This window comes from Streptomyces sp. B3I8 (genome assembly GCF_030816915.1).
Classification (GTDB): Bacteria; Actinomycetota; Actinomycetes; order Streptomycetales; family Streptomycetaceae; genus Streptomyces.
This window is the reverse complement of the sequence record NZ_JAUSYN010000002.1, coordinates 1,088,449-1,113,040: the sequence shown is the minus strand read 5'-3', so window position 1 is coordinate 1,113,040 and position 24,592 is coordinate 1,088,449. Positions and strand designations below refer to the sequence as shown.

The 24,592-nt window shown below is 72.0% G+C and carries 24 protein-coding genes, 2 tRNA genes and 2 pseudogenes; 21 read left to right on the top strand and 7 right to left on the bottom strand.

Annotation, left to right across the window (positions count from 1 at the left end):
• Nucleotides 1–111 precede the first annotated feature (111 nt).
• Entirely contained in the window at nt 112–639 is a 528-nt protein-coding gene (locus QFZ64_RS07200) for a DsbA family protein (protein WP_307063497.1), read from the bottom strand.
• 327 nt (nt 640–966) lie between these two features.
• On the opposite strand from QFZ64_RS07200, the gene QFZ64_RS07195 reads away from it, so the two are divergent.
• Both QFZ64_RS07195 and QFZ64_RS07190 read left to right on the top strand, forming a co-directional pair.
• A complete protein-coding gene (locus QFZ64_RS07195) occupies nt 967–1,416 on the top strand; it encodes a hypothetical protein (protein ID WP_307063495.1) in 450 nt (149 codons plus the stop codon).
• Nucleotides 1,417–1,574: 158 nt separating this feature from the next.
• Nucleotides 1,575–1,727: a hypothetical protein gene (locus QFZ64_RS07190; RefSeq protein WP_307063494.1), complete on the top strand. Its 153-nt coding sequence runs from the start codon at nt 1,575–1,577 to the stop codon at nt 1,725–1,727.
• Between the two features lie 101 nt (nt 1,728–1,828).
• On the opposite strand, the gene QFZ64_RS07185 is transcribed toward QFZ64_RS07190, so the two are convergent.
• Together QFZ64_RS07185 and QFZ64_RS07180 are read right to left on the bottom strand one after the other, a co-directional pair.
• Nucleotides 1,829–2,389, bottom strand: coding sequence for a CGNR zinc finger domain-containing protein (locus tag QFZ64_RS07185; RefSeq protein ID WP_307063491.1), 561 nt, complete (start codon nt 2,387–2,389; stop codon nt 1,829–1,831).
• 283 nt (nt 2,390–2,672) lie between these two features.
• Entirely contained in the window at nt 2,673–3,086 is a 414-nt protein-coding gene (locus QFZ64_RS07180) for an SsgA family sporulation/cell division regulator (RefSeq protein ID WP_004002642.1), read from the bottom strand.
• A gap of 191 nt (nt 3,087–3,277) precedes the next feature.
• Here QFZ64_RS07180 and QFZ64_RS07175 point away from each other — a divergent pair, with 191 nt between their 5' ends.
• From QFZ64_RS07175 to QFZ64_RS07160, 4 genes are all read left to right on the top strand, one after another.
• Nucleotides 3,278–3,712 (top strand): TIGR02611 family protein, encoded by a 435-nt coding sequence (locus QFZ64_RS07175; protein ID WP_307063489.1) that lies wholly within the window; start codon nt 3,278–3,280, stop codon nt 3,710–3,712.
• Between the two features lie 94 nt (nt 3,713–3,806).
• A tRNA-Val gene (locus tag QFZ64_RS07170) sits at nt 3,807–3,878 on the top strand.
• A 421-nt stretch (nt 3,879–4,299) separates the two neighbouring features.
• On the top strand, nt 4,300–4,770 hold the full coding sequence (locus tag QFZ64_RS07165; protein ID WP_307063488.1) for an SRPBCC family protein: 471 nt from the start codon (nt 4,300–4,302) through the stop codon (nt 4,768–4,770).
• A 39-nt stretch (nt 4,771–4,809) separates the two neighbouring features.
• Nucleotides 4,810–4,881: transfer RNA gene (locus QFZ64_RS07160), tRNA-Val, on the top strand.
• Between the two features lie 105 nt (nt 4,882–4,986).
• Here the strand turns inward: QFZ64_RS07160 and QFZ64_RS07155 are convergent.
• Together QFZ64_RS07155 and QFZ64_RS35310 are read right to left on the bottom strand one after the other, a co-directional pair.
• On the bottom strand, nt 4,987–5,715 hold the full coding sequence (locus tag QFZ64_RS07155; RefSeq protein WP_307071605.1) for an exonuclease domain-containing protein: 729 nt from the start codon (nt 5,713–5,715) through the stop codon (nt 4,987–4,989).
• A gap of 467 nt (nt 5,716–6,182) precedes the next feature.
• Nucleotides 6,183–6,263 (bottom strand): annotated as a pseudogene (locus QFZ64_RS35310) (two pore domain potassium channel family protein); the annotation flags it as partial.
• A 138-nt stretch (nt 6,264–6,401) separates the two neighbouring features.
• Here QFZ64_RS35310 and QFZ64_RS07150 point away from each other — a divergent pair.
• Nucleotides 6,402–6,962, top strand: coding sequence for an HIT domain-containing protein (locus QFZ64_RS07150; RefSeq protein ID WP_307063487.1), 561 nt, complete (start codon nt 6,402–6,404; stop codon nt 6,960–6,962).
• 105 nt (nt 6,963–7,067) lie between these two features.
• On the opposite strand, the gene QFZ64_RS07145 is transcribed toward QFZ64_RS07150, so the two are convergent.
• Together QFZ64_RS07145 and QFZ64_RS07140 are read right to left on the bottom strand one after the other, a co-directional pair.
• Nucleotides 7,068–8,723, bottom strand: coding sequence for a hypothetical protein (locus QFZ64_RS07145; protein ID WP_307063485.1), 1,656 nt, complete (start codon nt 8,721–8,723; stop codon nt 7,068–7,070).
• Nucleotides 8,724–8,890: 167 nt separating this feature from the next.
• Nucleotides 8,891–11,089: an elongation factor G-like protein EF-G2 gene (locus QFZ64_RS07140; RefSeq protein ID WP_307063483.1), complete on the bottom strand. Its 2,199-nt coding sequence runs from the start codon at nt 11,087–11,089 to the stop codon at nt 8,891–8,893.
• 403 nt (nt 11,090–11,492) lie between these two features.
• On the opposite strand from QFZ64_RS07140, the gene pgsA reads away from it, so the two are divergent.
• The 14 genes and pseudogenes from pgsA (at nt 11,493) to QFZ64_RS07070 (ending at nt 24,496) form a co-directional block, all read left to right on the top strand.
• Nucleotides 11,493–12,179, top strand: a complete 687-nt coding sequence (pgsA, locus tag QFZ64_RS07135) for a phosphatidylinositol phosphate synthase (RefSeq protein WP_373430563.1) — start codon at nt 11,493–11,495, stop codon at nt 12,177–12,179.
• Entirely contained in the window at nt 12,176–13,249 is a 1,074-nt protein-coding gene (locus tag QFZ64_RS07130) for a phosphatidylinositol mannoside acyltransferase (protein WP_307063481.1), read from the top strand. The genes pgsA and QFZ64_RS07130 overlap by 4 nt, the downstream gene beginning before the upstream one ends.
• On the top strand, nt 13,246–14,415 hold the full coding sequence (locus tag QFZ64_RS07125; RefSeq protein ID WP_307063479.1) for a glycosyltransferase family 4 protein: 1,170 nt from the start codon (nt 13,246–13,248) through the stop codon (nt 14,413–14,415). The genes QFZ64_RS07130 and QFZ64_RS07125 overlap by 4 nt, the downstream gene beginning before the upstream one ends.
• 88 nt (nt 14,416–14,503) lie before the next feature.
• On the top strand, nt 14,504–15,049 hold the full coding sequence (locus tag QFZ64_RS07120; protein ID WP_307071604.1) for a hypothetical protein: 546 nt from the start codon (nt 14,504–14,506) through the stop codon (nt 15,047–15,049).
• 194 nt (nt 15,050–15,243) lie between these two features.
• Nucleotides 15,244–16,152: a pyridoxal 5'-phosphate synthase lyase subunit PdxS gene (gene pdxS / locus QFZ64_RS07115; RefSeq protein WP_307063477.1), complete on the top strand. Its 909-nt coding sequence runs from the start codon at nt 15,244–15,246 to the stop codon at nt 16,150–16,152.
• A 12-nt stretch (nt 16,153–16,164) separates the two neighbouring features.
• Nucleotides 16,165–16,774 (top strand): annotated as a pseudogene (gene pdxT, locus QFZ64_RS07110) (pyridoxal 5'-phosphate synthase glutaminase subunit PdxT).
• Between the two features lie 49 nt (nt 16,775–16,823).
• Complete coding sequence (locus QFZ64_RS07105) at nt 16,824–17,576, top strand: YebC/PmpR family DNA-binding transcriptional regulator (RefSeq protein ID WP_307063474.1); 753 nt, start codon at nt 16,824–16,826, stop codon at nt 17,574–17,576.
• A 183-nt stretch (nt 17,577–17,759) separates the two neighbouring features.
• The gene (gene ruvC, locus QFZ64_RS07100; RefSeq protein ID WP_307063472.1) at nt 17,760–18,335 is read left to right on the top strand and encodes a crossover junction endodeoxyribonuclease RuvC; all 576 of its coding nucleotides are present in this window, start codon (nt 17,760–17,762) and stop codon (nt 18,333–18,335) included.
• Nucleotides 18,332–18,937 carry a Holliday junction branch migration protein RuvA gene (ruvA, locus tag QFZ64_RS07095; protein ID WP_307063470.1) on the top strand — a complete coding sequence of 202 codons (606 nt, stop codon included), beginning with the start codon at nt 18,332–18,334 and terminating at the stop codon, nt 18,935–18,937. The genes ruvC and ruvA overlap by 4 nt, the downstream gene beginning before the upstream one ends.
• Nucleotides 18,938–19,032: 95 nt before the next feature.
• On the top strand, nt 19,033–20,106 hold the full coding sequence (gene ruvB, locus QFZ64_RS07090; protein ID WP_307063468.1) for a Holliday junction branch migration DNA helicase RuvB: 1,074 nt from the start codon (nt 19,033–19,035) through the stop codon (nt 20,104–20,106).
• A 265-nt stretch (nt 20,107–20,371) separates the two neighbouring features.
• On the top strand, nt 20,372–20,890 hold the full coding sequence (yajC, locus tag QFZ64_RS07085) for a preprotein translocase subunit YajC (protein ID WP_307063466.1): 519 nt from the start codon (nt 20,372–20,374) through the stop codon (nt 20,888–20,890).
• A 136-nt stretch (nt 20,891–21,026) separates the two neighbouring features.
• On the top strand, nt 21,027–22,805 hold the full coding sequence (gene secD, locus QFZ64_RS07080) for a protein translocase subunit SecD (RefSeq protein WP_307063464.1): 1,779 nt from the start codon (nt 21,027–21,029) through the stop codon (nt 22,803–22,805).
• A 3-nt stretch (nt 22,806–22,808) separates the two neighbouring features.
• Nucleotides 22,809–23,951 carry a protein translocase subunit SecF gene (secF, locus tag QFZ64_RS07075; RefSeq protein WP_307063463.1) on the top strand — a complete coding sequence of 381 codons (1,143 nt, stop codon included), beginning with the start codon at nt 22,809–22,811 and terminating at the stop codon, nt 23,949–23,951.
• Nucleotides 23,948–24,496 (top strand): adenine phosphoribosyltransferase, encoded by a 549-nt coding sequence (locus QFZ64_RS07070; RefSeq protein WP_307063461.1) that lies wholly within the window; start codon nt 23,948–23,950, stop codon nt 24,494–24,496. The genes secF and QFZ64_RS07070 overlap by 4 nt, the downstream gene beginning before the upstream one ends.
• The last annotated feature ends 96 nt before the right edge of the window (nt 24,497–24,592 follow it).

The following is a 24,592-nucleotide window of genomic DNA, read 5'->3' as shown; positions in this document are numbered from 1 at the left end:
TGACGGGGCGGCCGGGGGGCGGACGAGGGGCGGGCCAGGTCCCGGCGGGGCGGACGGCTCCGGTGGGAATCCCCGCTCCTCGCGGGGCCGTGCGCCCGCCTCGGTCTCGGCTCAGCTCCCGGACGCGGCGAGCAGCCGGTCGGTGATCTCCTCGACGCGGGCGCGCAGTCCTTCCTGGCTCTGGCCGCCGTCGAGGCGTTCGCCCCCGATGACGTACGTCGGCGTGCCGGTCACGCCGATGGCCTTGCCCTCGGCCTGGTCGGCGTCGACGATCAGGATGTGCCGGCCGTCGATCAGCGCCGTGTCGAACTCCTCGGCGTCCAGGCCCAGTTCCCGTGCCACATCGACGAGGAACGGTTCGCCCGTCCGCTCCAGCTCCTGCACGCGGGCGAGGACGGCCTCGACGTACGGCCAGCCCTGTCCCTGCGCCGCGGCCTCCTCGGCGGCCTGCGCGGCGGCGAAGGCGTGCTTGTGCTTCTCCAGCGGGAAATGCCGCAGCCGCAGCTCCAGCCGGTCGCCGTAGCGGGCGCGCAGCGCGTGCAGGTCCTCCAGGGACCGACGGCAGTCGGGGCACTGGAGTTCGCACCAGACGTCCAGGACGACGGGCGCGGTCGGGGGGACGGGGGAGGAGTCGCTCATGGTCACAGTCTCCCAGGGCCGGCGGACCGGCCCAAACGGAGCCCCGGACTGCGGGGCCCCTGGCCCGCAGGCGGAGCGGGACTGCGGGCCGCCCCGCCCCCCGGGAGGAGCCGACCCCGAGACGACCCTGAGGTTGTCCCTGAGGTTCGGGCCGGACCATGGCACTTCGGACGGTGAACGGTGCAGGATGGAAGGGACGAACCGGCCGACTGCCGACTGCCGACTGCCGACTGCCGACTGCCGACGGCTGACGGCTGACTGCCGGCCGCTGACTTTCGACCGCTCTGCCGTACCGCCCGCCCTGTCGAGCCTCGCCTGGAGGACCGGATGCTTGCCGAGACCGTATGTTCCGCCGTCTCCGCGGCCGGCCTGGGCGTCGCCGCGGTCACCGCCTACCGCAAGCGTTTCCTTTCCGCGTTCCGCCTCGCCGCCTACTCGCTCGTCCCGGTCGGGCTGGTGATGACCGGGGTGGTCGGCTGGGTGGCCGACACGGCCTTCAGCCTCACGGCCTGGGCCGGATTCGGCGTGCTGGGACTCGCCTGGGTGCTGTTCGTGGCGACCCGGGCGGTGGAGCGGCGCGGCGGCGGCACCCGCAAGGAGCGCCGGGCCGCACGGGCCGCGGCACGGCGGGAGGCGGTGGCGCCCGCGGTCTCCGAACCCTCACCGGGCCGCGCTTCCACCCCGGCCGGTCGGCCGCGGTCCACGACGCCGCGCTCCGGCGGTTCGGGGGACGACTTCAGCGACATCGAGGCGATCCTCAAGAAGCACGGGATATGACCGCCCCCGTGGCGACCTGCTGAAACGACACGGGGGATCACCGCTGCGCACCCAAACGATCACGTTCGTTCCGCCGCGCACGGATAATGGCGAACTCACGGTCACTACGGGCGTGTTGATCGCGTAGGGGGGCGGTGCTGCGTCATCATCGCCCCGAGATGCTGGATACACCCCAGAGCGACCCCGTCGTTCCCCCCGAGGAGCGGCGAGGCTGTCTCTTCGCACTCTCCCAGCCACCGCTGATGATCTTCCTTGCGGTGATCGGCTGTCTGTTGCTCATGGCATCACTGCACGACCTGCTGCTGCTCTGAGCCGTACGCGGAGCCCCTGGCGCCACCCGCCGAGGGCTCCGTCGCCCCGACCCGTCGGCGCCCCGACGAGCCTCGGCCGGTCGTTCGCTCGCTGGGACGCGTCAGCCGGCCGCCTCCTTGCGGCGCGCCCGGTACGCCGCCACGTGCAGACGGTTGCCGCAGGTACGGCTGTCGCAGTAGCGGCGCGAACGGTTGCGGGACAGATCGACGAAGGCACGCCGGCAGTCGGGCGCCTCGCAGCGACGCAGCCGCTCCTGCTCCCCGGCGACCACGAAGAAGGCCAGCGCCATCCCGCAGTCGGCCGCCAGGTGGTCGGCGACGGAGGCGCCGGGCGCGAAGTAGTGCACATGCCAGTCGTGGCCGTCGTGGTCGGTCAGCCGGGGCGTCGTCCCGGCGGCGGCGACCAGCTCGTTGATCAGCCCGGCCGCGGCCCGGGCGTCGGGCGCGGCGAAGATCTGCGCGAACCGGCCGCGCACCTTCCGCACGGCGGACAGATCGAACTCCGAGAGCGACTGGACGTCGCTCATCCGGTGGCGTCGCACGAACGCGTCGAGGGAGGTGAGGTCCGCCAGTCCGTCGACCGTGCCGTCGTCCTCCGGCGCGGTGTTCACCAGTTCCACCGCGGCGTCCAGCGACCGCCGGGTGTCGTGGGTGATCAGCACGTCTCGCTCCCTGGCCCCGGGAGACGGGCGGGCGCCCGCCTCGATGCTGGCCGAGCCTAGCGGCTCGGGATCCGGACGGGACCTCCCTGTCGCTCCCGGGGCGTCCATGGCCTTCCGCCCGCGCCGCGGAACGTGCCGTCGTGCTCACGCCACGCACACACGTCGGCGCCGTCCCCGCCCAGCTGGGCGGGGACGGCGCCGGTGCGCCGGACAGGGCTCGTCAAGGCCCGAGCCGTCTCCCCGAGTGGACGGCATCGGGCGGATCAGTGGGGGCTTCGGTCGTCTAGCTCTCCGCCAGGATGTGGGACAGCTCCTGATCGAGGTCGAAGTGCCGGTGTTCCGTGCCCGGGGGCACGGCGGCGTCCGTCCGCTTCAGGAAGGACTCCAGGGCCCGCGCCGGGGCCTCGAGCAGGGCCTCGCCCTCCGGGGAGCTCAGCGCGATGCAGACGACCCCCTGACCGTGGCTCCGGGACGGCCAGACACGGACGTCGCCCGTGCCGGTCGGCCGGTGCAGGCCTTCGGCGAGGAGGTCGCGGGCGAACACCCACTCGACGGTCTCCTCGGCTCCGGTGTGGAAGGTGGCGTGCACGGCGTAGGGGTCGGCCGTGTCATACCGCAGTCCCGCGGGAACAGGCAGTGAGGACTCGCTCGACACAACGAGGCGCAGGTGCAGCTCGCAGCTGACCGTGGTGTTCATAAGCGCCAGGGCCTTTCGCTCAGTGTGCGCTCGGGGATTCGCACGTCGGCGAAATCGACATGCCACCTACGATGCCGTTGTAAACCCCTCTGAGTGTTTTGCCTGCCTTTACGTAACTCTTCCGGCGGAGGGTGTCTTGGCACGGTACGGCCATTCCGGTGACCGGATTCCCTCGGGTAAGGTTTGGTTGTATGAATACGGGGAGTGACGAGCCGGCCGAGAGCACCGTGGCCACCGGCGAGGCGGACGGCGGACAGGGGCTGGGGTCCCGCGCGCCGGAATTCATCAAGCGCCGCCGGGTGCTGCATCTGAGCTGGCAGGTGGGCGTCTTCGTGGTGGGGCTGGCCGTGGTCGCGGCCGGCGTGGTGATGCTGCCCTTGCCCGGCCCCGGCTGGCTGGTGATCTTCGCGGGCATGGCGATCTGGGCGACCGAGTTCGTCTGGGCCCAGCTCGTGCTGCGCTGGACGAAGCGCAAGGTGACCGAGGCGACGCAGGCCGCGCTCGATCCCAGGGTGCGCCGCCGCAACATCGTCCTGACCTCGATCGGTCTGGTGCTGATCGCCGCGTTGGTGAGCGTGTACGTGTGGAAGTTCGGCTTCGAGATGCCCTGGAACATCAAGCAGTGAGGCGCCCGGCGACTCCCGGCCGCCGGCCCGTGGGCGTCCGTCGGCCGGCCGTCGGGGGCACCCCCTGACATGGGGTAATGTTCTCCGTGCGCCCGGGCGATTAGCTCAGCGGGAGAGCGCTTCGTTCACACCGAAGAGGTCACTGGTTCGATCCCAGTATCGCCCACAGCACACGAGCGGCCCCGGCACGGACACCGTGCCGGGGCCGCTTTCGTCTGCCCGGAATCCGTCCGGTGACGATCTGTCACTCGCGTGGCGGGGCGCCCGAGAGCGGTCGAAGAAGCCCACGTGTCGTCGAGTTCTTCGAGAAGAAGTTTCCGGGGGTGAGGGACGACCGACTTCGAGGGCCGCGGGATTTCTCGGGGGAGTGGCGGACACGGGCGCTCGACGAAAATGCGGCGGACGTTTTCCGAAAGGCCGTCATATTCCCTCGGAAGTACGACAAGCGGAGCGTTCCACTCTGTCGGCCGAGCCGATCCCCGACGTAGCGCTTTGCCCTTCTGGTGGAGGTGGAGGCGGAGACCGCCACGCGGACATCTCACGGCGAATGCCCGGTGCCCCGTCGCGGGCAGGCTTCCCTCATGGACATGGACTGGAACCGATACCGCTTCCGCAGCCTGTGGACCCTGCCCTTGCCGCCGGACGCCGTGTACGAGGCGTTGGAGCGCGTCGAGGACTACCCCCGTTGGTGGCCCCAGGTCCGCCAGGTCGTCCGCCGCGACGACACCTCCGGCGTCCTGCGCGTCCGCTCCCTGCTGCCCTACGACCTCACCTTCACCGTGCACGCCGTGCGCCGCGATCACGCGGCCGGCGTGCTGCGGAGCCGCGTCGACGGTGACATCGACGGCTGGGCCGGCTGGACGGTGACCGCCGTCGGCCCGGGCACCCAGGCCCGCTACGACCAGGTCGTCGAGGTGCGCAAGGCGCTGCTCAGGCGGTTCGCCGTGCCCGGGCGCCCACTGTTCGTCGCCAACCACCGGCTGATGATGCGGGCCGGCCGGCGCGGCCTTCTGGCACACCTGGGCGGCGGCCGGCCCGGCGACCGCCCAGCGGTTTGAAGGAACCGCGCGGGGCCCTGTATTGTTCAGTGCGTTCCCGGGCGATTAGCTCAGTGGGAGAGCGCTTCGTTCACACCGAAGAGGTCACTGGTTCGAACCCAGTATCGCCCACCCGGGAGAGGCCGGTCCGCCAGCGCGGACCGGCCTTTCGCATGCCGGGGGGACGTTGCGCACGTCCCGCCCCGAGGGAGGACGACGCCGCTTTCGCGCGGCGCGCTAAGCGGCCGTCGGCAGCTCCCGTCGCACCGGCCACTCCGGGTCCACCCACTCCTCGGATCCCGTCCGGGTGAACCACGCCTGCGGCCCCCGCGCCTGGGCCGCGTGCCAGCCGCCCTGCAGGGTGTGCAGCTCCGCCGGGGTGAGTCGCTCCAGCCGCGTGGAAAACCGGCGGCCCAGCGCCCGGACCACCTCCAGGGCGGCGAGTGCGTCGGCCGCCGCGTCGTGCGCCCCCTCCAACGCCACCCCGTAGTGGGCGCACAGATCCGTCAGCGTGCGGCGGCCCTTGCGGTAGCGGTCCAGATGCCTGTCCAGGACCCGCGGATCGAGGACGCGCAGCGGTGCCGAGGCGGCGAGCCACCGGTCCAGCGACGAGGCGCGGTGCCGGCGCAGTTCCCGGTCCAGCAGCGTCAGGTCGAACGGCGCGTTCATCACCACCAGTGGCCGCCCGGCCACTGCCAGGTACTGAAGCTCGTCGGCTATCTCCTGGATCACGGGCGCGGGCCACCGCCCGTTGTGCCGCAGATGTTCCTCGGCCAGCCCGTGCACCGCCGTGGCCGCCGCGGGTACCGGTACGCCCGGGTTCACCAGCCAGCGCCGCAGCCGTGGGCGGGCGCCCGAGGCCTCCTGCACCACGACGGCGGCCGACACGATCCGGTCGCTCTCGACGTCCACGCCCGTCGTCTCCGTGTCGAAGGCCGCCAGCGGCCCCTCGTACCAGCTCGCCATCCGCACCAACTCCTCGCTCACCCACGGCAGCTGATGTCCCGTTCACTGCCGGTTCGGTGATACCCGGGCTGTTTGCGGCGTACGCCCGAAGAGGGCAAGACGGGGGAAGACCCTGGCACTTCGGTGAACGGTGACGGGAAGTCGTCCGCTCCGCACGGCCGTCGGCCGAGGCCCGCCCGCATCAGCTCTTCGTCGTCCTCCTCCTGGAGCACACGTTGGGCGCGGACGCGAGGAAGAGGGGGCTGCGGGCCGTGGTCGACCAGTCGTCGGGACCGTACGGGCGTCGGACGGAGCGCTGTGGACGGGGTGGGGGGACCGCATGCGGCGGAAGATCGGCAAAGACCAGAAGCAGAAGCCCGTTCGACGAGGCCATTGCCGAGATCGCCGAGATCGCGCCGAACCTGTCGAGGACCGCGTACAGGTTTGCTCCAGTCATCCCCCGAGAGTTCGGCTCGGCCCTCCGAAGGGTCCTCGTGGGTGAACGCCGCGACGAGCCACGAAGAGAACGACCCGGTCACCGCCCCCAGCAGGGCGAGCCCGCACCCCATCGCAGGGACGCGACACCGAGCGGCACCTCGCTGCGTCCCTCCCACACCCTCGTACGACCGTCGTCCCGCACGGCCCCGGCTTCGCCCGGGACCGGCTTCCCGTCGCCCCGGGGACACGCCGCCGACGGGTGACGCCATATGCTGCTCGGCATGACGAGTGAGCCGGAGCAGCAGATCGGAGTGGGTACCCCGGACGCCTTCCAGCGGCTGTGGACACCCCACCGGATGGCCTACATCCAGGGCGAGAACAAGCCGACCGGTCCCGGGTCCGGCGACGGCTGTCCCTTCTGCTCGATCCCGGCGCAGTCCGACGAGGACGGTCTCGTCGTCAGGCGCGGCGAGCAGGTCTACGCGGTGCTCAACCTGTACCCGTACAACGGTGGTCACCTGATGGCCGTCCCGTACCGCCACGTGGCCGACTACACCGACCTCAGCTCCGCCGAGACGGCCGAACTGGGGGAGCTCACCAAACAGGCGATGACGGCCCTGCGTACCGCCTCCGGCGCCCAGGGCTTCAACATCGGCATGAACCAGGGCAGTGTCGCCGGCGCGGGCATTGCCGCCCATCTGCACCAGCACATCGTCCCGCGCTGGGGCGGCGACACCAATTTCATGCCGGTGGTCGGCCACACCATGGTCCTGCCCCAACTCCTGGCGGACACCCGCAAGATGCTGGCGGACGCCTGGCCGACGGCGTAGCGACGCCGCGCGGGGCCCGGGGCGGTGCGCCGGAAGGGAGGGGGCGGGCGGTCCAGGACCGCCCTGGGACGGGCGTCCGGGACGCACGCCCCCTCCGGCTCAGAACTACGCGTCGTACAGGTCCGCCTTCCGCGGCGACGCATCCTGCACCTGCCCGCTGAGGGCCGACGACCGTGCCCCGAACCGCTCCGTGTCCACGCCGTTCTCCGCGAGGACCTTCAGCGCGGCCGAGTGCACCACCCGCAGCACCGGCGTAGCCGCCCGCAACGCGTCGTCGGCCATGAAACGGTGCCGCCACGGCTGATCGGCCCACGCGTGCCGCAGTCCGAACGGCTCCGGCAGCGTCAGCGTGCCGCCCAGCCAGTTCAGCAGCGGCGGGTACCAGGTCAGCGGCGCCCGCGCCGCCAGCCGTACCACCTCGTCCGCGTCGACCAGCGGCAGCTTCACCGAACGCGTCTCCCAGAACTTGACGGATTTCTGCACCGTCTTCGTCTTGGCCGCCGGCTTGCTGGTGAACAGCGAGTGCACCGGCCCGAGCGCGTGCCCGGTCACCTCGATCCGCAGCGTCTCGTGCAGCACCGTCACCGTGATCATCATGGTGAGCACCAGCTGCCCGTCCCACAGCGTCCACTGCACGCCGAGGTAGTGCCGGTCGCCCGCCCCGAACTGCTGCTTGTTGCAGATGTCCTGTATCGCGTGCGACTTGACCTGGTACGCGTCCACGTCCGTACCGCTGGGCCGGGACACCGCCCCCGCGTTCTCCCCGACCGGTGTGACGATCCAGTGCTTCACCGAGGGCGCCGGGAAACCGCCCGTGTTCAGCGGCCCGCGCTCCAGCAGCTTCAGCTGGTCGTGGATCGCGCGCACCACGTCCCAGCTGCGGAACGGGTTGATCTCCTTGCCCGGTTCGCGCGAGACCAGATCCTCCGCGAGCTGCCAGCTTCCCCACCGGGTCCCCATCCCGAGGATGCCCTTCGGGCCGGCGTAGAAGACGGAGTTGGAACGCTGCTCGGCGCTGAGCCGGACCAGTTCCTTGCGCAACTGCTCCGCGGCGGACTCCCCGGGGCTGCCGGGTACCGCCTCGGGGATCTTCGCCCCGAGACCGCCACCGGCCAGCAGGCTGGACCACCGCTCCCGCAGGTCCACCGCCGTCCGTTCGCAGATGCGCTTGGCCCACAGCCAGCCGACGACCGGCATGACGACCGTCGCCCGCGCGTACCATCCCCAGAAGCCGGCGAACGGCATCATGATCAGGAACAGCACGGCAAGTGCCCCGAAGGCGAACAGCAGACCCGTGCCGAGCGCGGAGGCCCGCTTGTCCGTGGCCTTGGCGACATTGGCCCGCAGGATGAAGATCAGCAGCCAGACCAGGAACCCCGGCAGGAAGAGCAGCCCGCACAGCACCGTCACCGCGGTGAGCCAGTTGTCCCGCTCACGGCGTATGCGGTGCGCGGCCAGACAGTGCTCCACGACGACCTGGGGCTCGGTGCCGAAGGACTGGATGAGCGGTGCCCGGCCGGCACCCAGCATGCGGTCGATCACGGCGCGGGAGAACGCCTCGCCGAGCCGGGGCCGCAGCATCTTGATGCGCGGTTCCGAGACCTTCGACTTGTGCCATTCGTTGTCGGCCTCGAGGATCTTGGTGACCTCGTCGTCGCGGTACGCCGCGGACGCCAGCGCATAGGTCGCCGCCGTCTGGCCCGCGGCACCCGCGAGGGGCACCTGTGCCCCCGGGGTGAAATCGAATCCGTCGTCCGCCACTGCCGCCCCCACTCGCCGCCGTACCCCGCTGCTTGCGGCCTTTCCCGACTTCCTTGCTCCGCACACCTGTTGAACGGGCCGTGCGTCCCGATCACGCCATCAAGCGATCACGTGATCAGCGTAACGGCCCGCACCGACATCGTGGGAGGAAAGCCCGGCCGCGACCCTCAGGACGCCTCCCGCTCCTGTGCCCGCAACCGGTCCGCCACCTGCGCGGGCATCGGTTCGTGGCGCGCGTACACCCGGTCGAAGCGGGCCGTGCCGTGCGAGAGGGACCGCAGGTCGACGGCGTACCGCCTGATCTCGATCTCGGGCACCTCCGCCCGCACGACCGTCCGCCCGCCCGGCGTCTGTTCGGTGCCCAGCACCCGTCCCCGCCGCCCGGACAGGTCGCTCATCACGGCGCCCACGAAGTCGTCGCCGACCAGCACCGACACCTCCGCCACCGGCTCCAGCAGATGGATCCTCGCCCCGGCCGCCGCCTCGCGCAGCGCGAGGGCGCCCGCGGTCTGGAACGCGGCGTCGGAGGAGTCCACCGAGTGCGCCTTGCCGTCGAGCAGGGTCACCCGCACGTCGACCAGCGGATACCCGGCGACGATCCCCCGGGCGGCCTGCGCGCGCACCCCCTTCTCGACCGACGGGACGAACTGCCGCGGCACCGCGCCGCCGACGACCTTGTCGACGAACTCGATGCCGGAACCCGCCGGCAACGGATCGACCTCGATCTCGCAGATCGCGAACTGCCCGTGCCCGCCGGACTGCTTGACGTGCCGGCCGCGCCCCGCCGCCCGCTCCGCGAACGTCTCCCTGAGGGAGACCCGGTGCGGCTCGGTGTCGACCTGCACGCCGTACCGGCTGCGCAGCCGTTCCAGGGCCACGTCCGCGTGCGCCTCGCCGAGGCACCACAGGACGACCTGATGGGTGTGCTGGTTCTGCTCCAGCCGCATCGTGGGATCCTCGGCGACCAGCCGGGCCAGTCCCTGGGAGAGCTTGTCCTCGTCCGCCTTGCTGTGGGCCCGGATGGCCAGAGGGAGCAGCGGCTCCGGCATCCGCCAGGCCTCCATGAGCAGCGGATCGTCCTTCGCGGACAAGGTGTCGCCGGTCTCGGCCCGGTTCAGCTTCGCCACACAGGCGAGGTCGCCGGCGACGCAGTGCGCGACCGGGCGCTGCTGCTTGCCGAACGGCGTGGACAGCGCGCCGATCCGCTCGTCGACATCGTGATCCTCGTGGCCGCGGTCGGTCAGTCCGTGCCCGGACACGTGGACGGTCTCGTCGGGTCGCAGCGTCCCGGAGAATACCCGTACGAGCGAGACGCGCCCCACATAGGGGTCGGAGGCCGTCTTGACGACCTCCGCGACCAGCGGCCCCTCCGGATCGCACGTCTTGATCGCCCGCTCCCGCCCGTCCGGGGTGGTGACCGCCGGTGCCACGCGCTCGGGCGGGGTGGGAAAGCCGCCGGTGATCAGTTCCAGGAGTTCCACCGTGCCCAGCCCGTGCCGCGCCCCGTCGGCCGCCGGGGCGGCGGCCAGCACGGGGAAGAAGGAACCGCGCGCCACGGCCCGCTCCAGGTCCCCGATCAGTGTCTTGACGTCGATCCGCTCGCCGCCCAGATAGCGGTCCATGAGCGTCTCGTCCTCGCTCTCGGCGATGATCCCCTCGATCAGCCGGTCGCGGGCCTCCTCGATCAGCGGCAACCGCTCGGGGCCCGGCTCGGACTCCTCGCGCCGCCCGGAGGCATAGTCGAACAGGCGTTGGGTGAGGAGCCCGATCAGCCCGGTGACGGGCGCGTGCCCGTCGGGCCCCTGCGGGCCGCGCAGCGGCAGGTACAGGGGGAGCACGGCGTCGGGGTCGTCGGCGCCGAAGGCCTCGGCGCACAGCCGGGTCGTCTCCTCGAAGTCGGCGCGCGCCGCCTCCAGGTGCGTGATGACGAGGGCGCGCGGCATGCCGACCGCCGCACACTCCTCCCACACCATCCGGGTCGAGCCGTCCACGCCGTCGGCGGCGGAGACGACGAAGAGGGCCGCGTCCGCGGCGCGCAGACCGGCCCTGAGCTCCCCGACGAAGTCGGCGTATCCGGGGGTGTCCAGCAGATTGATCTTGAACCCGTCCCATTCGACGGGGACGAGGGAGAGCTGTACGGAGCGTTGCTGGCGGTGCTCGATGTCGTCGTAGTCGGAGACGGTGCCGCCGTCCTGCACGCGGCCCGCCCGGTTCACCGCTCCCGCCGTCAGCGCGAGCGCCTCCACCAGCGTCGTCTTGCCCGATCCGCTGTGGCCGACCAGCACCACGTTCCGCACGGACGCGGGACGGTCGGCCGTCGGCGCCCTGCCGGCGGCCCCGGGGTGGGTGTGCGTCTTGTCGCCCATGGTCCTGCCTCCCGTACACGGTGAGGTCACTGGTCGCTGTGGGCGCGGACACGCGGCACCGCGTGCACTGGCGGCTGCGGCGACGCCCGCGGTCCTTCGAGCTTGGCACTGGTGTCACGGTGCGTCCATACGAACGACATCCTCGTCCCGGAACGTCGTCCGCCGTTCCCGCCTCTGCCGTCCCCACCGCTCGCGCCCCCGCCCTCCCCGCCACCCTGCTCCCGCCGTCCCCGCCGTCCCACCTCAGCCGTCACCGCTGTCCGCGACCGGGCCGTGACCGGGGCGCCGCCAGGCCGTGACCACGGGCCGCGGGTGCCCGGCCGTCGCCGCCGCGCCCGCGTGGCTACGATGGGCCAGCCGGCGGCCAGCAGGGGCCGCGGCCACACCGACCGTCGGGAAGGCCATGCTGAACAAGTACGCGCGTGCATTCTTCACGCGTGTTCTCACACCGTTCGCCTCGTTCCTCATCCGCCGCGGGGTCAGCCCCGACACGGTCACGCTCCTGGGTACCGCCGGTGTGGTCGCCGGGGCATTGGTGTTCTACCCCCGGGGTGAGCTGTTCTGGGGCACGGTCGTCATCACCCTGTTCGTCTTCTCGGACCTCGTCGACGGCAACATGGCCCGCCAGCTCGGCCGCTCCAGCCGCTGGGGCGCCTTCCTGGACTCCACCCTCGACCGGGTGGCCGACGGCGCGATCTTCGGCGGCCTCGCCCTGTGGTACGCGGGCCGGGGCGACGACAACCTGCTCTGCGCGGTGGCAATCTTCTGCCTGGCCAGCGGCCAGGTGGTGTCGTACACCAAGGCGCGCGGCGAGTCGATCGGCCTGCCGGTCGCCGTCAACGGCCTGGTGGAGCGCGCCGAGCGGCTGGTGATCTCGCTGGTCGCCGCCGGGTTCGCCGGACTGCACAAGTTCGGGGTGCCGGGCATCCAGTACCTCCTGCCCGTGGCCCTGTGGATCGTCGCCGTGGGCAGCCTCGTCACGCTGGTCCAGCGCGTCGTCACGGTCCGCCGCGAATCCGCCGAGGCCGAGGCCGAGGCCGCGGCCGCCGGCGGGAGCGGCGCCGAGCACGGCAGCGGAGCCCGGCAGTGAGCGGTGCCCGCGAGCGGCTGACGGACGCCCTCTACGGGCTCGGCTGGAGCACGGTCAAGAAGCTCCCCGAGCCCGCCGCCGTCCGCCTCGGCCGGACCGTCGCCGACCTCGCCTGGAGGCAACGCGGCAACGGCGTGCTGCGCCTGGAGGCCAACTACGCGCGCGTGGTGCCCGACGCGGGCCCCGAGCGGCTCGCCGCGCTCTCCCGCGCCGGGATGCGCTCGTACCTGCGCTACTGGATGGAGTCCTTCCGGCTGCCCGCGTGGAGCGCCGACCGGGTACGCGGCGGATTCGCCCCCCAGGACGTGCACCACCTCACCGACGGGCTCGCCGCGGGCAACGGCGTCATCCTCGCCCTGCCGCACCTGGCCAACTGGGACCTCGCCGGCGCCTGGGTCACCACCGCGCTCGAGACCCCGTTCACCACCGTCGCCGAACGCCTCAAGCCCGAGACGCTGTACGACCGCTTCGTCGCCTACCGCGAGGGCCTCGGCATGGAGGTGCTCCCGCACAGCGGCGGCGCCGCCTTCGGCACCCTCGCCCGGCGGCTGCGGGCCGGTGGCCTGGTCTGCCTGGTCGCCGACCGTGACCTGTCGTCCTCCGGCGTGGCCGTCGACTTCTTCGGCGAGACCGCCCGGATGCCGGCCGGCCCCGCGCTGCTCGCCCAGCAGACCGGCGCCCTGCTGCTCCCGGTCACCCTCTGGTACGACGATTCGCCCGTCATGCGGGGTCGGGTCCACCCCCCGGTCGAGGTACCCGCGTCAGGTACGCGCACCGAGAAGACGTCTGTCATGACACAGGCGCTGGCCGATGCCTTCGCCTCGGGGATCGCCGACCACCCGGAGGACTGGCACATGCTGCAGCGACTGTGGCTCGCCGACCTGGAACCGCGCCGCGCACCGGCCGACGGGGAAGGAGCCGGCGCCGACGGGACCGCGCCCACCGGTCCGCGCCGACCGGTGCCGAACGGTACCGACGGGGGTGCCGGGACCGGAACCGATGGAGGTGCCGCGGGCGCCGCACCGACCGGCACCGACGGGGCCGTTCCGGCCGCCGGGGAGCCGTCGTGAGGATCGGCATCGTCTGCCCGTACTCCTGGGACGTGCCGGGCGGCGTCCAGTTCCACATCCGCGACCTCGCCGACTACTTCCTCCGCCAGGGCCACGAGGTCTCCGTCCTCGCCCCCGCCGACGACGACACCCCCCTGCCCCCGTACGTCGTCTCCGCGGGCCGCGCGGTCCCGGTGCCGTACAACGGCTCGGTGGCCCGCCTGAACTTCGGCTTCCTCTCCGCGGCCCGGGTCCGGCGCTGGCTGCACGACGGCGCGTTCGACGTCATCCACATCCACGAGCCGACCTCGCCCTCACTCGGCCTCCTGGCCTGCTGGGCGGCGCAGGGCCCGATCGTCGCCACCTTCCACACCTCCAACCCGCGCTCGAGGGCGATGATCGCCGCGTACGCCATCCTCCAGGCGGCGCTGGAGAAGATCAGCGCACGGATCGCGGTGAGCGAGTACGCCCGCCGCACCCTCGTCGAACACCTGGGCGGGGACGCGGTGGTCATCCCCAACGGCGTCGACGTCGGCTTCTTCGCGCGGGCCGAGCCGAAGCCGGAGTGGCAGGGCGGCACGCTCGGCTTCATGGGCCGCATCGACGAGCCCCGCAAGGGCCTGCCCGTGCTCATGAAGGCGCTGCCGAGGATCCTCGCCGCCCACCCGGAGGCCCGGCTCCTGGTCGCCGGGCGCGGCGACGAGAGAGAGGCCGTCGCCGGCCTGCCGAAGGAACTGCGCGCCCGCGTGGAGTTCCTCGGCATGATCAGCGACGAGGACAAGGCACGCTTCCTGCGCAGCGTCGACCTGTACGTGGCGCCCAACACCGGCGGCGAGAGCTTCGGCATCATCCTGGTCGAGGCGATGTCGGCGGGCGCCCCGGTGCTCGCCTCCGACCTCGACGCCTTCGCCCAGGTGCTCGACCACGGCTCCGCGGGCGAGCTCTTCGCCAACGAGGACGCCGACGCCCTCGCCGACTCGGCGATACGGCTGCTCGGCGACCCCGGGCGCCGCGCCGGACTGCGGGAGCGGGGGAGCGCCCATGTCCGGCGCTTCGACTGGTCGACGGTCGGCGCGGACATCATGTCGGTCTACGAGACGGTGACGGCCGGCGCGGCGGCGGTGGCCGCGGCCGACGACGACCGTTCGCCGGGGCTGCGGGCCCGCCTGGGACTGGCCCGGGACTGACCGGCGCCCGGGACCGGGCCACGCCCGGGACCGACCGGTGCCGGACCGACCGGCGCCCGGGACCGGCCCGCGGGGCGTGCCGGTAGCCTTGCCGCCCGTGACCGCAACGCTGATCTGGATCCTCGTCGCCCTCGTCGCCGTCGGCCTCTACCTGAGCTGGACGGCCGGGCGGCTGGACCGGCTGCACGCCCGGATCGACGCGGCCCGTGCCGCCCTGGACGCGACCCTGCTGCGCCGCGCCTCGGTCGCCCAGGAACTGGCCACCTCGGGGGTGCTGGACCCCGCCGCCTCCATCGTGCTGTACGAGGCGGCGCACGCCGCCCGGCAGGCCGAGGAGGAGCAGCGGGAGGTCGCGGAGAGCGAGCTGAGCCAGGCGCTGCGGGCCGTCTTCGCCGAGGCCCAGCAGGTCGAGGAGGTCCGCAGGGTGCCCGGCGGCCAGGACGCGGCCCGGGAACTCACCGAGGCGGTCCGCAGGGTGCCGATGGCCCGTCGCTTCCACAACGACGCGGTACGCGCGGCCAGGGCACTGCGCCTGCACCGCAAGGTCCGCTGGTTCCGCCTGGCGGGCCACGCCCCGTTCCCGATGGCGTTCGAGATGGACGACGAGGCGCCCCCGGCCCTGACGGACAGGTGAACGAGCGCCCCGCAAGGCGCGGGGAACCGCGCGAGGGCGTCGGGGGCGACGCCCCGGGTCGGGAGGGGAAGGGGCGGCGGGGGCGAAAACGATCCACCGCCCGCTCATTGGCCCTTGCCGTGGACCGCCTGGCTGCCGTTTTCTCGAACCGGCAGAAAGCCGAGCGAACCCCTTCCCCCGAGCGAGGTCACCTCATGTCCGTCACGTCCTCCGCCCCCACCCCCGAAACCGGCACCGCCCGCGTCAAGCGCGGCATGGCGGAGCAGCTCAAGGGCGGCGTGATCATGGACGTCGTCACCCCCGAGCAGGCCAAGATCGCCGAGGACGCGGGTGCCGTCGCCGTCATGGCACTGGAGCGCGTCCCGGCCGACATCCGCAAGGACGGCGGCGTGGCCCGGATGTCCGACCCGGACATGATCGAGGGCATCATCGGCGCGGTCTCCATCCCCGTGATGGCCAAGTCCCGCATCGGCCACTTCGTCGAGGCCCAGGTCCTGCAGTCGCTCGGCGTCGACTACATCGACGAGTCCGAGGTCCTCACCCCGGCCGACGAGGTCAACCACTCCGACAAGTGGGCCTTCACCACCCCCTTCGTGTGCGGTGCCACCAACCTCGGCGAGGCCCTTCGCCGCATCGCCGAGGGCGCGGCCATGATCCGCTCCAAGGGCGAGGCCGGCACCGGCAACGTCGTCGAGGCGGTCCGCCACCTGCGCCAGATCAAGGGCGAGATCGCGAAGCTGCGCGGCTGCGACAACAACGAGCTGTACGCCGCCGCCAAGGAGCTGCGCGCCCCCTACGAGCTGGTCAAGGAGGTCGCCGAGCTGGGGAAGCTCCCGGTGGTGCTGTTCTCCGCGGGCGGCGTGGCCACCCCGGCCGACGCCGCGCTGATGCGGCAGCTCGGTGCCGAGGGCGTCTTCGTCGGCTCCGGCATCTTCAAGTCCGGCGACCCGGCCAAGCGCGCCGCCGCCATCGTCAAGGCGACCACCTTCTACGACGACCCGAAGATCATCGCGGACGCGTCCCGCGACCTCGGCGAGGCCATGGTCGGCATCAACTGCGACACCCTCCCCGAGACCGAGCGCTACGCCAACCGCGGCTGGTAAGGCACCCCTTCCATGAGCGACACCCCCGTCATAGGCGTCCTGGCCCTCCAGGGCGACGTACGGGAGCACCTCACCGCCCTGGCCACGGCCGACGCCGTGGCCAGGCCGGTTCGGCGCCCCGACGAACTCGCCGAGGTGGACGGCCTGGTCATCCCCGGCGGCGAGTCCACCACCATCTCCAAGCTCGCCGTCCTCTTCGACGTGATGGAACCCCTGCGCGCGCGCGTGCGCGACGGCATGCCTGTCTACGGCACCTGCGCGGGCATGATCATGCTCGCCGACAAGATCCTCGACCCCCGCTCGGGCCAGGAGACCGTCGGCGGCATCGACATGATCGTGCGTCGCAACGCCTTCGGCCGGCAGAACGAGTCCTTCGAGGCCGCCCGTCGACGTCAAGGGCGTGGACGGCCCCCCTGTGGAGGGCGTCTTCATCCGCGCCCCCTGGGTGGAGTCCGTCGGCGCCGGCACCGAGGTGCTCGCCGAGCACGCCGGTCACATCGTCGCCGTGCGCCAGGGCAACGCGCTGGCGACCTCGTTCCACCCGGAGCTGACCGGCGACCACCGCATGCACGCGCTCTTCGTCGACATGGTGCGCGCCGAGCGGTCGGCCGAGTCCTTGTAGGATTCCTGCGTTCGTTGCAGTGATGGGGTTACGCGAAGGAGACAGGCAGATGTCCGGCCACTCTAAATGGGCTACGACGAAGCACAAGAAGGCCGTGATCGACGCCAAGCGCGGCAAGCTCTTCGCGAAGCTGATCAAGAACATCGAGGTCGCGGCGCGCATGGGCGGCGTCGACCTCGAGGGCAACCCGACGCTCTACGACGCCGTGCAGAAGGCCAAGAAGCAGTCGGTGCCGAACAAGAACATCGACTCCGCCGTCAAGCGCGGCGGCGGTCTCGAGGCCGGCGGCGCCGACTACGAGACGATCATGTACGAGGGCTACGGTCCGAACGGCGTCGCGGTGCTCATCGAGTGCCTCACCGACAACCGCAACCGTGCCGCCTCCGACGTCCGGGTCGCCATGACCCGCAACGGCGGCTCCATGGCCGACCCGGGCTCGGTGTCGTACCTGTTCAACCGCAAGGGCGTCGTCATCGTCCCCAAGGGCGACCTCGGTGAGGACGACGTCCTGGCCGCCGTTCTGGACGCGGGCGCGGAGGAGGTCAACGACCTCGGCGAGAACTTCGAGGTGCTCAGCGAGGCCACCGACCTGGTCGCGGTGCGCACCGCTCTCCAGGAGGCGGGCATCGACTACGACTCCGCCGAGGCCAACTTCGTCCCGACCATGCAGGTCGAGCTGGACGAGGAGGGCGCCAGGAAGATCTTCAAGCTGATCGACGCGCTGGAGGACAGCGACGACGTGCAGAACGTCTTCGCCAACTTCGACGTCAGCGACGAGGTCATGGAGAAGGTCGACGCGTAACGCGTCAACTTCCAGTTCCATTTCCAGTTCCGGCGGGCCGGCGGGAGACACCCCGTCGGCCCGTCGCTCTGTCAGTGGTACCCGATAGCCTGCACAAACAGGTGACCGGGAGTCCGCACGGACGGGTGATCGGGGAAGCCCGCACGGGCAGGCGATCGAGGTGGTCGGCGAAAGGGGCGGCAGGTGCGCGTACTGGGGGTGGACCCGGGGCTGACCCGCTGCGGCGTCGGCGTCGTGGAGGGGGTCCCGGGGCGGCCGCTCACCATGCTCGGCGTCGGCGTCGTCCGCACACCCGCCGACGCGGAGCTGGGCCACCGCCTCGTCGCCGTCGAACAGGGCATCGAGCAGTGGCTCGACGAGCACCGGCCCGAGTACGTGGCGGTGGAGCGCGTCTTCAGCCAGCACAACGTCCGCACGGTCATGGGCACCGCCCAGGCCAGCGCCGTCGCCATGCTGTGCGCCGCCCGCCGCGGCATCCCGGTCGCCCTGCACACCCCCAGCGAGGTCAAGGCCGCCGTCACCGGTTCGGGGCGCGCCGACAAGGCCCAGGTCGGCGCCATGGTCACCCGGCTGCTCCGGCTCGCCGCACCGCCGAAACCCGCCGACGCGGCCGACGCGCTCGCCCTCGCCATCTGCCACATCTGGCGCGCCCCCGCCCAGAACCGGCTCCAGCGCGCCGTCGCCCAGCACGCCGCGGCCCCGCACACCGCCCGGGCGCCCCTCGCGCCGAACTCCGCATCGAAAGGCCGTACGGCATGATCGCCTTCGTCAGCGGCACGGTCGCCGCCCTCGCCCCGGACACCGCGGTGGTCGAGGTGGGCGGCGTCGGCATGGCCGTCCACTGCACCCCGAACACCCTGTCGACACTCCGGCCCGGCCGTCCGGCCAAGCTCGCCACCTCGCTCGTCGTCCGCGAGGACTCGCTGACCCTGTACGGCTTCGCCGACGACGACGAGCGCCAGGTCTTCGAACTGCTCCAGACCGCCAGCGGCGTCGGCCCCCGTCTGGCCCAGGCGATGCTCGCCGTGCACTCCCCGGACGCCCTGCGCCGAGCCGTCTCCACCGGCGACGAGAAGGCCCTCACCGCCGTCCCCGGCATCGGCAGGAAGGGCGCCCAGAAGCTCCTCCTGGAGCTGAAGGACCGGCTCGGCGAACCCCTCGGCGCCCCCGCGGTCGGCGCCCCCGCCGCCCAGGGCTGGCGCGACCAGCTCCACGCGGCCCTGATCGGCCTCGGCTACGCCACGCGGGAGGCCGACGAGGCGGTCGCCGCCGTCACCCCCCAGGCCGAGGCCGCCGAGGGCACCCCCCAGGTGGGCCCGTTGCTCAGGGCCGCCCTGCAGACCCTCAACAGAGCTCGCTGAACCACCGGACAGCGCCCCTGTCCCACACCACCGCGCCGTGGCCCCGCACCCCGGACAGCCTGCCGCAGCCCCGACGAGACCCCGAGGCACACTCCATGAACTGGGACGACACCACCGACGCCGCCTCCGCCGAGGAGCGGCTGGTGGGCTCCGTCGCCGACCGCGAGGACCAGGCAGTCGAAGCCGCCCTGCGCCCCAAGGACCTGGGCGAGTTCATCGGCCAGGAGAAGGTCCGCGAACAGCTCGACCTCGTGCTGCGGGCCGCCCGCGCCCGTGGCGCCACCGCCGACCACGTGCTGCTCTCCGGCGCCCCCGGCCTCGGCAAGACCACCCTCTCCATGATCATCGCCGCCGAGATGGGCGCCCCGATCCGCATCACCTCCGGACCCGCCATCCAGCACGCGGGTGACCTCGCCGCGATCCTGTCCTCCCTCCAGGAGGGCGAGGTCCTCTTCCTCGACGAGATCCACCGCATGTCCCGGCCCGCCGAGGAGATGCTCTACATGGCGATGGAGGACTTCCGTGTCGACGTCATCGTCGGCAAGGGCCCCGGCGCCACCGCCATCCCGCTCGAACTGCCGCCGTTCACCCTGGTGGGCGCCACCACCCGGGCCGGACTGCTGCCGCCCCCGCTGCGCGACCGGTTCGGGTTCACCGCCCACATGGAGTTCTACGAACCCACCGAACTGGAGCGGGTCGTGCACCGTTCGGCGTCCCTGCTCGACGTCGAGATCGACACCGACGGCGCCGCCGAGATCGCCGGCCGCTCCCGCGGCACCCCCCGCATCGCCAACCGCCTGCTGCGCCGCGTACGGGACTACGCGCAGGTCAAGGCCGACGGCAGTATCGACCGGGACATCGCCGCCGCGGCCCTGAAGGTCTACGAGGTGGACGCGCGCGGCCTGGACCGGCTGGACCGAGCGGTGCTCCAGGCGCTGCTGAAACTGTTCGGCGGCGGCCCGGTCGGCCTGTCCACGCTGGCCGTCGCGGTGGGGGAGGAGCGCGAGACCGTCGAGGAGGTCGCCGAACCGTTCCTGGTCAGGGAGGGGCTGCTGGCCCGCACCCCGCGCGGCCGCGTCGCCACCCCCGCCGCCTGGGCCCACCTGGGTCTCACCCCGCCCCGGTCCACCGCCGCGGGCGGCGGCCAGCAGGACCTGTTCGGCGCCTGAAGACCCCGCCGGCCCTGCTGCCGGAGCCCCGCCACACTCCCGCCCGACCCGCTGCCGGACCCGGTCGGACCCTCCTCGGGCGGCTCCGGAGCGGAGTGTGACCAACCGGTGCTCGCCCCGACAGGAACCCCGGTGCCATGCTGGGCGTTGTTCCTGGCGTGCGGACTCCCTTAGACTCCGCCGATGCCGCCCTTGCGGGCAGCGCCGACCACCCCCATCCGACAGGCCGCCCTTCCGAGCGGTCGTGCGAAGGAAACTCCGTCCCGTGAATATCCTGACCCTTCTCCCGTTCATCGTGCTCATCGGAGCCATGCTCCTGATGACCCGATCGGCCAAGCGCAAGCAGCAGCAGGCCGCGCAGATGCGGAACGACATGCAGCCCGGCTCCGGCGTCCGCACGATCGGGGGCATGTACGCGACGGTCAAGGAGGTCAACGATGAGACGGTCCTCCTCGACGCGGGCCCGGGCGTGGACCTCGTCTTCGCGAGGAACGCGATCGGCGCCGTCCTCAGCGACGACGAGTACAACCGCATCGTGCACGGCATCGAGCACGACCTGAAGGCCGACAGCAGCATCGTGCCGGACGACGCCTCCTCCCTCACCGAGACCGACGAGCCCGCCGCCGACGGCGTGACCGACGCCTCCGACGACCGGCCCGTGGACCTCGGCAAGAAGGACGCCGAGCCCGCCGCGGACGCCGAGGAGATCCCGGCGGACGCCGGTGCCACCAAGGCCGACGATGCGGAGCCGAAGAAGACCGACGGCGAGGCCGACGCGAAGTAGCCGCCCCGGAGCGCGGCGCGACCGGCTCGGACCGCGCGGCGACCGGGGTGTGCGGCGACGCACGGAATCCCGACACCATGGCAGGCCGTCCTGCGCCGACCCCGCGCGCGGACGGCCCGAGAGGGAGTAACAGAAGGTGGCAGCACCGAAAAAGGGCCGGAGCGCGAGTGCCCAGAGCAAGCCGTGGCGCGCCCTGGCCCTGATCCTGATCGCCATCGTGGCGCTCACCGGGGGAATGTTCGCCTCGGGACACACGACTCCGCGTCTCGGCATCGACCTCGCCGGCGGCACCAGCATCACGCTGAAGGCGAAGGCCGACCAAGGGTCCGCGATCAACAAGGCCAACATGGACACCGCGGTCGACATCATGAACCGCCGTGTCAACGGTCTCGGCGTCTCCGAGGCGGAGGTGCAGACCCAGGGGAACGACAACATCATCGTCAACATCCCCAAGGGCACCAACTCCAAGGAGGCCCGCGAGCAGGTCGGTACCACCGCGAAGCTGTACTTCCGCCCGGTCCTCGCCACCGAGGCCAGCGGCCCCGCCGCCAACGCCTCGCCGAGCACGTCGTCGAGCAATTCCCCGGGCGCCTCGCCCAGCGGCTCCTCCTCGGCCAAGGCCGGGTCGTCGGACTCCTCCAAGGACTCGACGGGCTCGAAGGACAAGACCTCCTCCTCCCCGTCGTCCACCGCCACGTCGCAGGGCCGCGCGGTCACCGGCGCGCTGAAGGCGGACGCCACCCCGTCCTCCTCCTCCAGCCCCAAGGCCTCCTCCAGCTCCGGCGCCTCCGACGACACGAGCAAGCTGCAGGCGCAGTACGCGGCGCTCGACTGCACCAAGGCGGCCGACCGCGCCTCCGCCGGTGACAACGCCAAGCCCGGCGACACCACCGTCGGCTGCGGCAAGAACCAGGGCGCCTGGTTCAAGTACCTGCTCGGCCCGGCGGCCGTGGACGGCACCGAGGTCAAGAAGGCCCAGGCCGTCTTCGACACCCAGGGCGCCTCCGGCTGGCAGGTCCAGATGACCTTCACCGGCAGCGGCTCCAAGAAGTTCGCCGACATCACCGGTCAGCTGGCCCAGAAGCAGTCGCCGCAGAACGAGTTCGGCATCGTGCTCGACGGCGAGGTCGTCTCCAGCCCGTTCGTGCAGCAGTCCATCACCGGCGGCAACGCGGAGATCTCCGGCAGCTTCTCGCAGGAGGAGGCCCAGAGCCTCTCCAACATGCTGTCCTACGGTGCCCTGCCCCTGTCCTTCGAGGAGCAGAGCGTCACCACCGTCACCGCCGCGCTCGGCGGCGAGCAGCTGCACGCCGGCCTCATCGCCGGCGCGATCGGCCTGGCGCTGGTCATCATCTACCTGGTCGCGTACTACCGGGGTCTGTCGCTCATCGCCATCGCCTCACTGCTGGTCTCGGCGACCCTCACCTACGTGATCATGTCGCTGCTCGGCCCGACCATCGGCTTCGCGCTCAACCTGCCGGCGGTCTGCGGCGCCATCGTCGCCATCGGCATCACGGCGGACTCGTTCATCGTGTTCTTCGAACGCATCCGGGACGAGATCCGTGAGGGCCGCACGCTGCGCCCCGCCGTCGAGCGGGCCTGGCCCCGCGCCCGGCGCACCATCCTGGTCTCGGACTTCGTGTCGTTCCTCGCCGCCGCGGTGCTGTTCATCGTCACCGTCGGCAAGGTCCAGGGCTTCGCCTTCACCCTTGGCCTGACCACCCTGCTCGACGTGGTGGTCGTCTTCCTCTTCACCAAGCCGCTGATGACGCTCCTCGCCCGCCGCCGCTTCTTCCACGACGGCCACAGCTGGTCCGGCCTCGACCCCAAACGCCTCGGCGCCAAGCCGCCCCTGCGGCGCACCCGTCGTCCCTCCGGCCCTGCCGCGGGCCCCGTCGACCCGAAGGAGGCGTGAGACATGTCGAAGCTCGGCAACATCGGCGCCCGACTGCACCGTGGCGAGGTCGGTTACGACTTCATCGGCCACCGCAAGATCTGGTACAGCGTCTCGATCCTGATCACGATCACCGCCATCGTCGGTCTCGCGGTCCGCGGTCTGAACATGGGCATCGACTTCCAGGGCGGCGCGGTCTTCACCACCCCCAAGACCAGCGTCTCGGTCGCCCAGGCCGAGACGTACGCGGAGGACGCGGCCGGTCACGACGCCGTCGTGCAGAAGCTCGGCACGGGTGGCCTGCGCATCCAGGTCGCCGGCCTGGACACGTCGAAGTCCGACGAGATCAAGGCCGCCCTGTCCAAGGACATGAAGATCGGCGCGGAGGACATCAACGCCGATCTCGTCGGTCCCAGCTGGGGTGAGCAGATCGCCAACAAGGCCTGGGAGGGCCTGGCGATCTTCATGGTGCTGGTCGTGATCTACCTCGCGATCGCCTTCGAGTGGCGCATGGCCCTGGCCGCCCTCGTCGCCCTGATCCACGACATCACCATCACCACCGGCATCTACGCCCTCGTCGGCTTCGAGGTCACGCCCGGTACGGTCATCGGTCTGCTGACGATCCTCGGTTACTCGCTCTACGACACGGTCGTCGTCTTCGACAGCCTCAAGGAGCAGACGAAGGACCTCACCAAGCAGTCCCGCTGGACCTACAGCGATGTCGCCAACCGCTCGATCAACGGCACCCTGGTCCGCTCCATCAACACCACGGTGGTCGCGCTGCTCCCGGTGGCCGGCCTGCTCTTCATCGGCGGCGGCTTCCTCGGCGCGGGCACGCTCAACGACATCTCGCTGTCGCTGTTCGTGGGCCTCGCGGCCGGCGCGTACTCCTCGATCTTCATCGCCACCCCGCTCGTCGCCGACCTCAAGGAGCGCGAGCCGGGGATGAAGGCGCTCAGAAGGCGGGTCGGCGCCAAGCGGGCGCAGGCCGCGGACGACGGGCACGCGGAGAACCGCTCCGGCGACCACGAGCAGGAGCCCGAGGACGCCGCACCGGCCGTCGTCGGCCCGCGCCCGCGTACCGGCACCGGCGACACGTCCGGCACGCGCACCCAGCCCTCCTCGCGCAACCGCGGTCGCGGCCGGCCCTCGGGGAAGCGCCGATGACGGAGCCGACCGACATCCAAGCACTGCTGCTGAGCCGCATCCGGGACGTCGCGGACTACCCGGAGCCCGGCGTGATGTTCAAGGACATCACCCCGCTGCTCGCCGACCCGGCCGCGTTCGGCGCGCTCACCGACGCCCTCGCGGACGTGACCGTGCGGCACGGCGCCACGAAGATCGTCGGCCTGGAGGCCCGCGGCTTCATCCTGGGCGCCCCCGTCGCGGTCCGCGCCGGCATCGGCTTCATCCCCGTACGCAAGGCGGGCAAGCTCCCCGGGGCGACCCTGCGCCAGGCCTACGACCTGGAGTACGGCTCCGCCGAGATCGAGGTGCACGCCGAGGACCTGAGCGCCGGCGACCGTGTCATGGTCATCGACGACGTGCTCGCCACCGGCGGCACCGCCGAGGCCTCGCTGGCGCTGGTCCGGCGCGCGGGCGCCGAGATCGCCGGGGTAGCGGTGCTGATGGAGCTCGGTTTCCTGGGCGGCCGCGCCCGCCTGGAACCGGCCCTGGCCGGTGCCCCGCTGGAGGCCCTGCTGCAGGTCTGACCCGGCAGGACGCAGTCCGTGACACAACGGGGCGGGCCCGGAGGAATCCGGCGCCCGCCCCGTGTGTTCCGCTGGTAGCGTCCCGTCTCCGCCGCC

Excerpts from the sequence above, each read along its gene's own strand:
- QFZ64_RS07200 (WP_307063497.1), bottom strand. The coding sequence starts at position 639 with ATGAGCGACTCCTCCCCCGTCCCCCCGACCGCGCCCGTCGTCCTGGAC.
- QFZ64_RS07195 (WP_307063495.1), top strand. The coding sequence starts at position 967 with ATGCTTGCCGAGACCGTATGTTCCGCCGTCTCCGCGGCCGGCCTGGGC.
- QFZ64_RS07190 (WP_307063494.1), top strand. The coding sequence starts at position 1,575 with ATGCTGGATACACCCCAGAGCGACCCCGTCGTTCCCCCCGAGGAGCGG.
- QFZ64_RS07180 (WP_004002642.1), bottom strand. The coding sequence starts at position 3,086 with ATGAACACCACGGTCAGCTGCGAGCTGCACCTGCGCCTCGTTGTGTCG.
- QFZ64_RS07175 (WP_307063489.1), top strand. The coding sequence starts at position 3,278 with ATGAATACGGGGAGTGACGAGCCGGCCGAGAGCACCGTGGCCACCGGC.
- QFZ64_RS07165 (WP_307063488.1), top strand. The coding sequence starts at position 4,300 with ATGGACTGGAACCGATACCGCTTCCGCAGCCTGTGGACCCTGCCCTTG.
- QFZ64_RS07155 (WP_307071605.1), bottom strand. The coding sequence starts at position 5,715 with ATGGCGAGCTGGTACGAGGGGCCGCTGGCGGCCTTCGACACGGAGACG.
- QFZ64_RS07150 (WP_307063487.1), top strand. The coding sequence starts at position 6,402 with ATGCTGCTCGGCATGACGAGTGAGCCGGAGCAGCAGATCGGAGTGGGT.
- QFZ64_RS07140 (WP_307063483.1), bottom strand. The coding sequence starts at position 11,089 with ATGGGCGACAAGACGCACACCCACCCCGGGGCCGCCGGCAGGGCGCCG.
- pgsA (WP_373430563.1), top strand. The coding sequence starts at position 11,493 with ATGCTGAACAAGTACGCGCGTGCATTCTTCACGCGTGTTCTCACACCG.
- pdxS (WP_307063477.1), top strand. The coding sequence starts at position 15,244 with ATGTCCGTCACGTCCTCCGCCCCCACCCCCGAAACCGGCACCGCCCGC.
- QFZ64_RS07105 (WP_307063474.1), top strand. The coding sequence starts at position 16,824 with ATGTCCGGCCACTCTAAATGGGCTACGACGAAGCACAAGAAGGCCGTG.
- ruvA (WP_307063470.1), top strand. The coding sequence starts at position 18,332 with ATGATCGCCTTCGTCAGCGGCACGGTCGCCGCCCTCGCCCCGGACACC.
- ruvB (WP_307063468.1), top strand. The coding sequence starts at position 19,033 with ATGAACTGGGACGACACCACCGACGCCGCCTCCGCCGAGGAGCGGCTG.
- secF (WP_307063463.1), top strand. The coding sequence starts at position 22,809 with ATGTCGAAGCTCGGCAACATCGGCGCCCGACTGCACCGTGGCGAGGTC.
- QFZ64_RS07070 (WP_307063461.1), top strand. The coding sequence starts at position 23,948 with ATGACGGAGCCGACCGACATCCAAGCACTGCTGCTGAGCCGCATCCGG.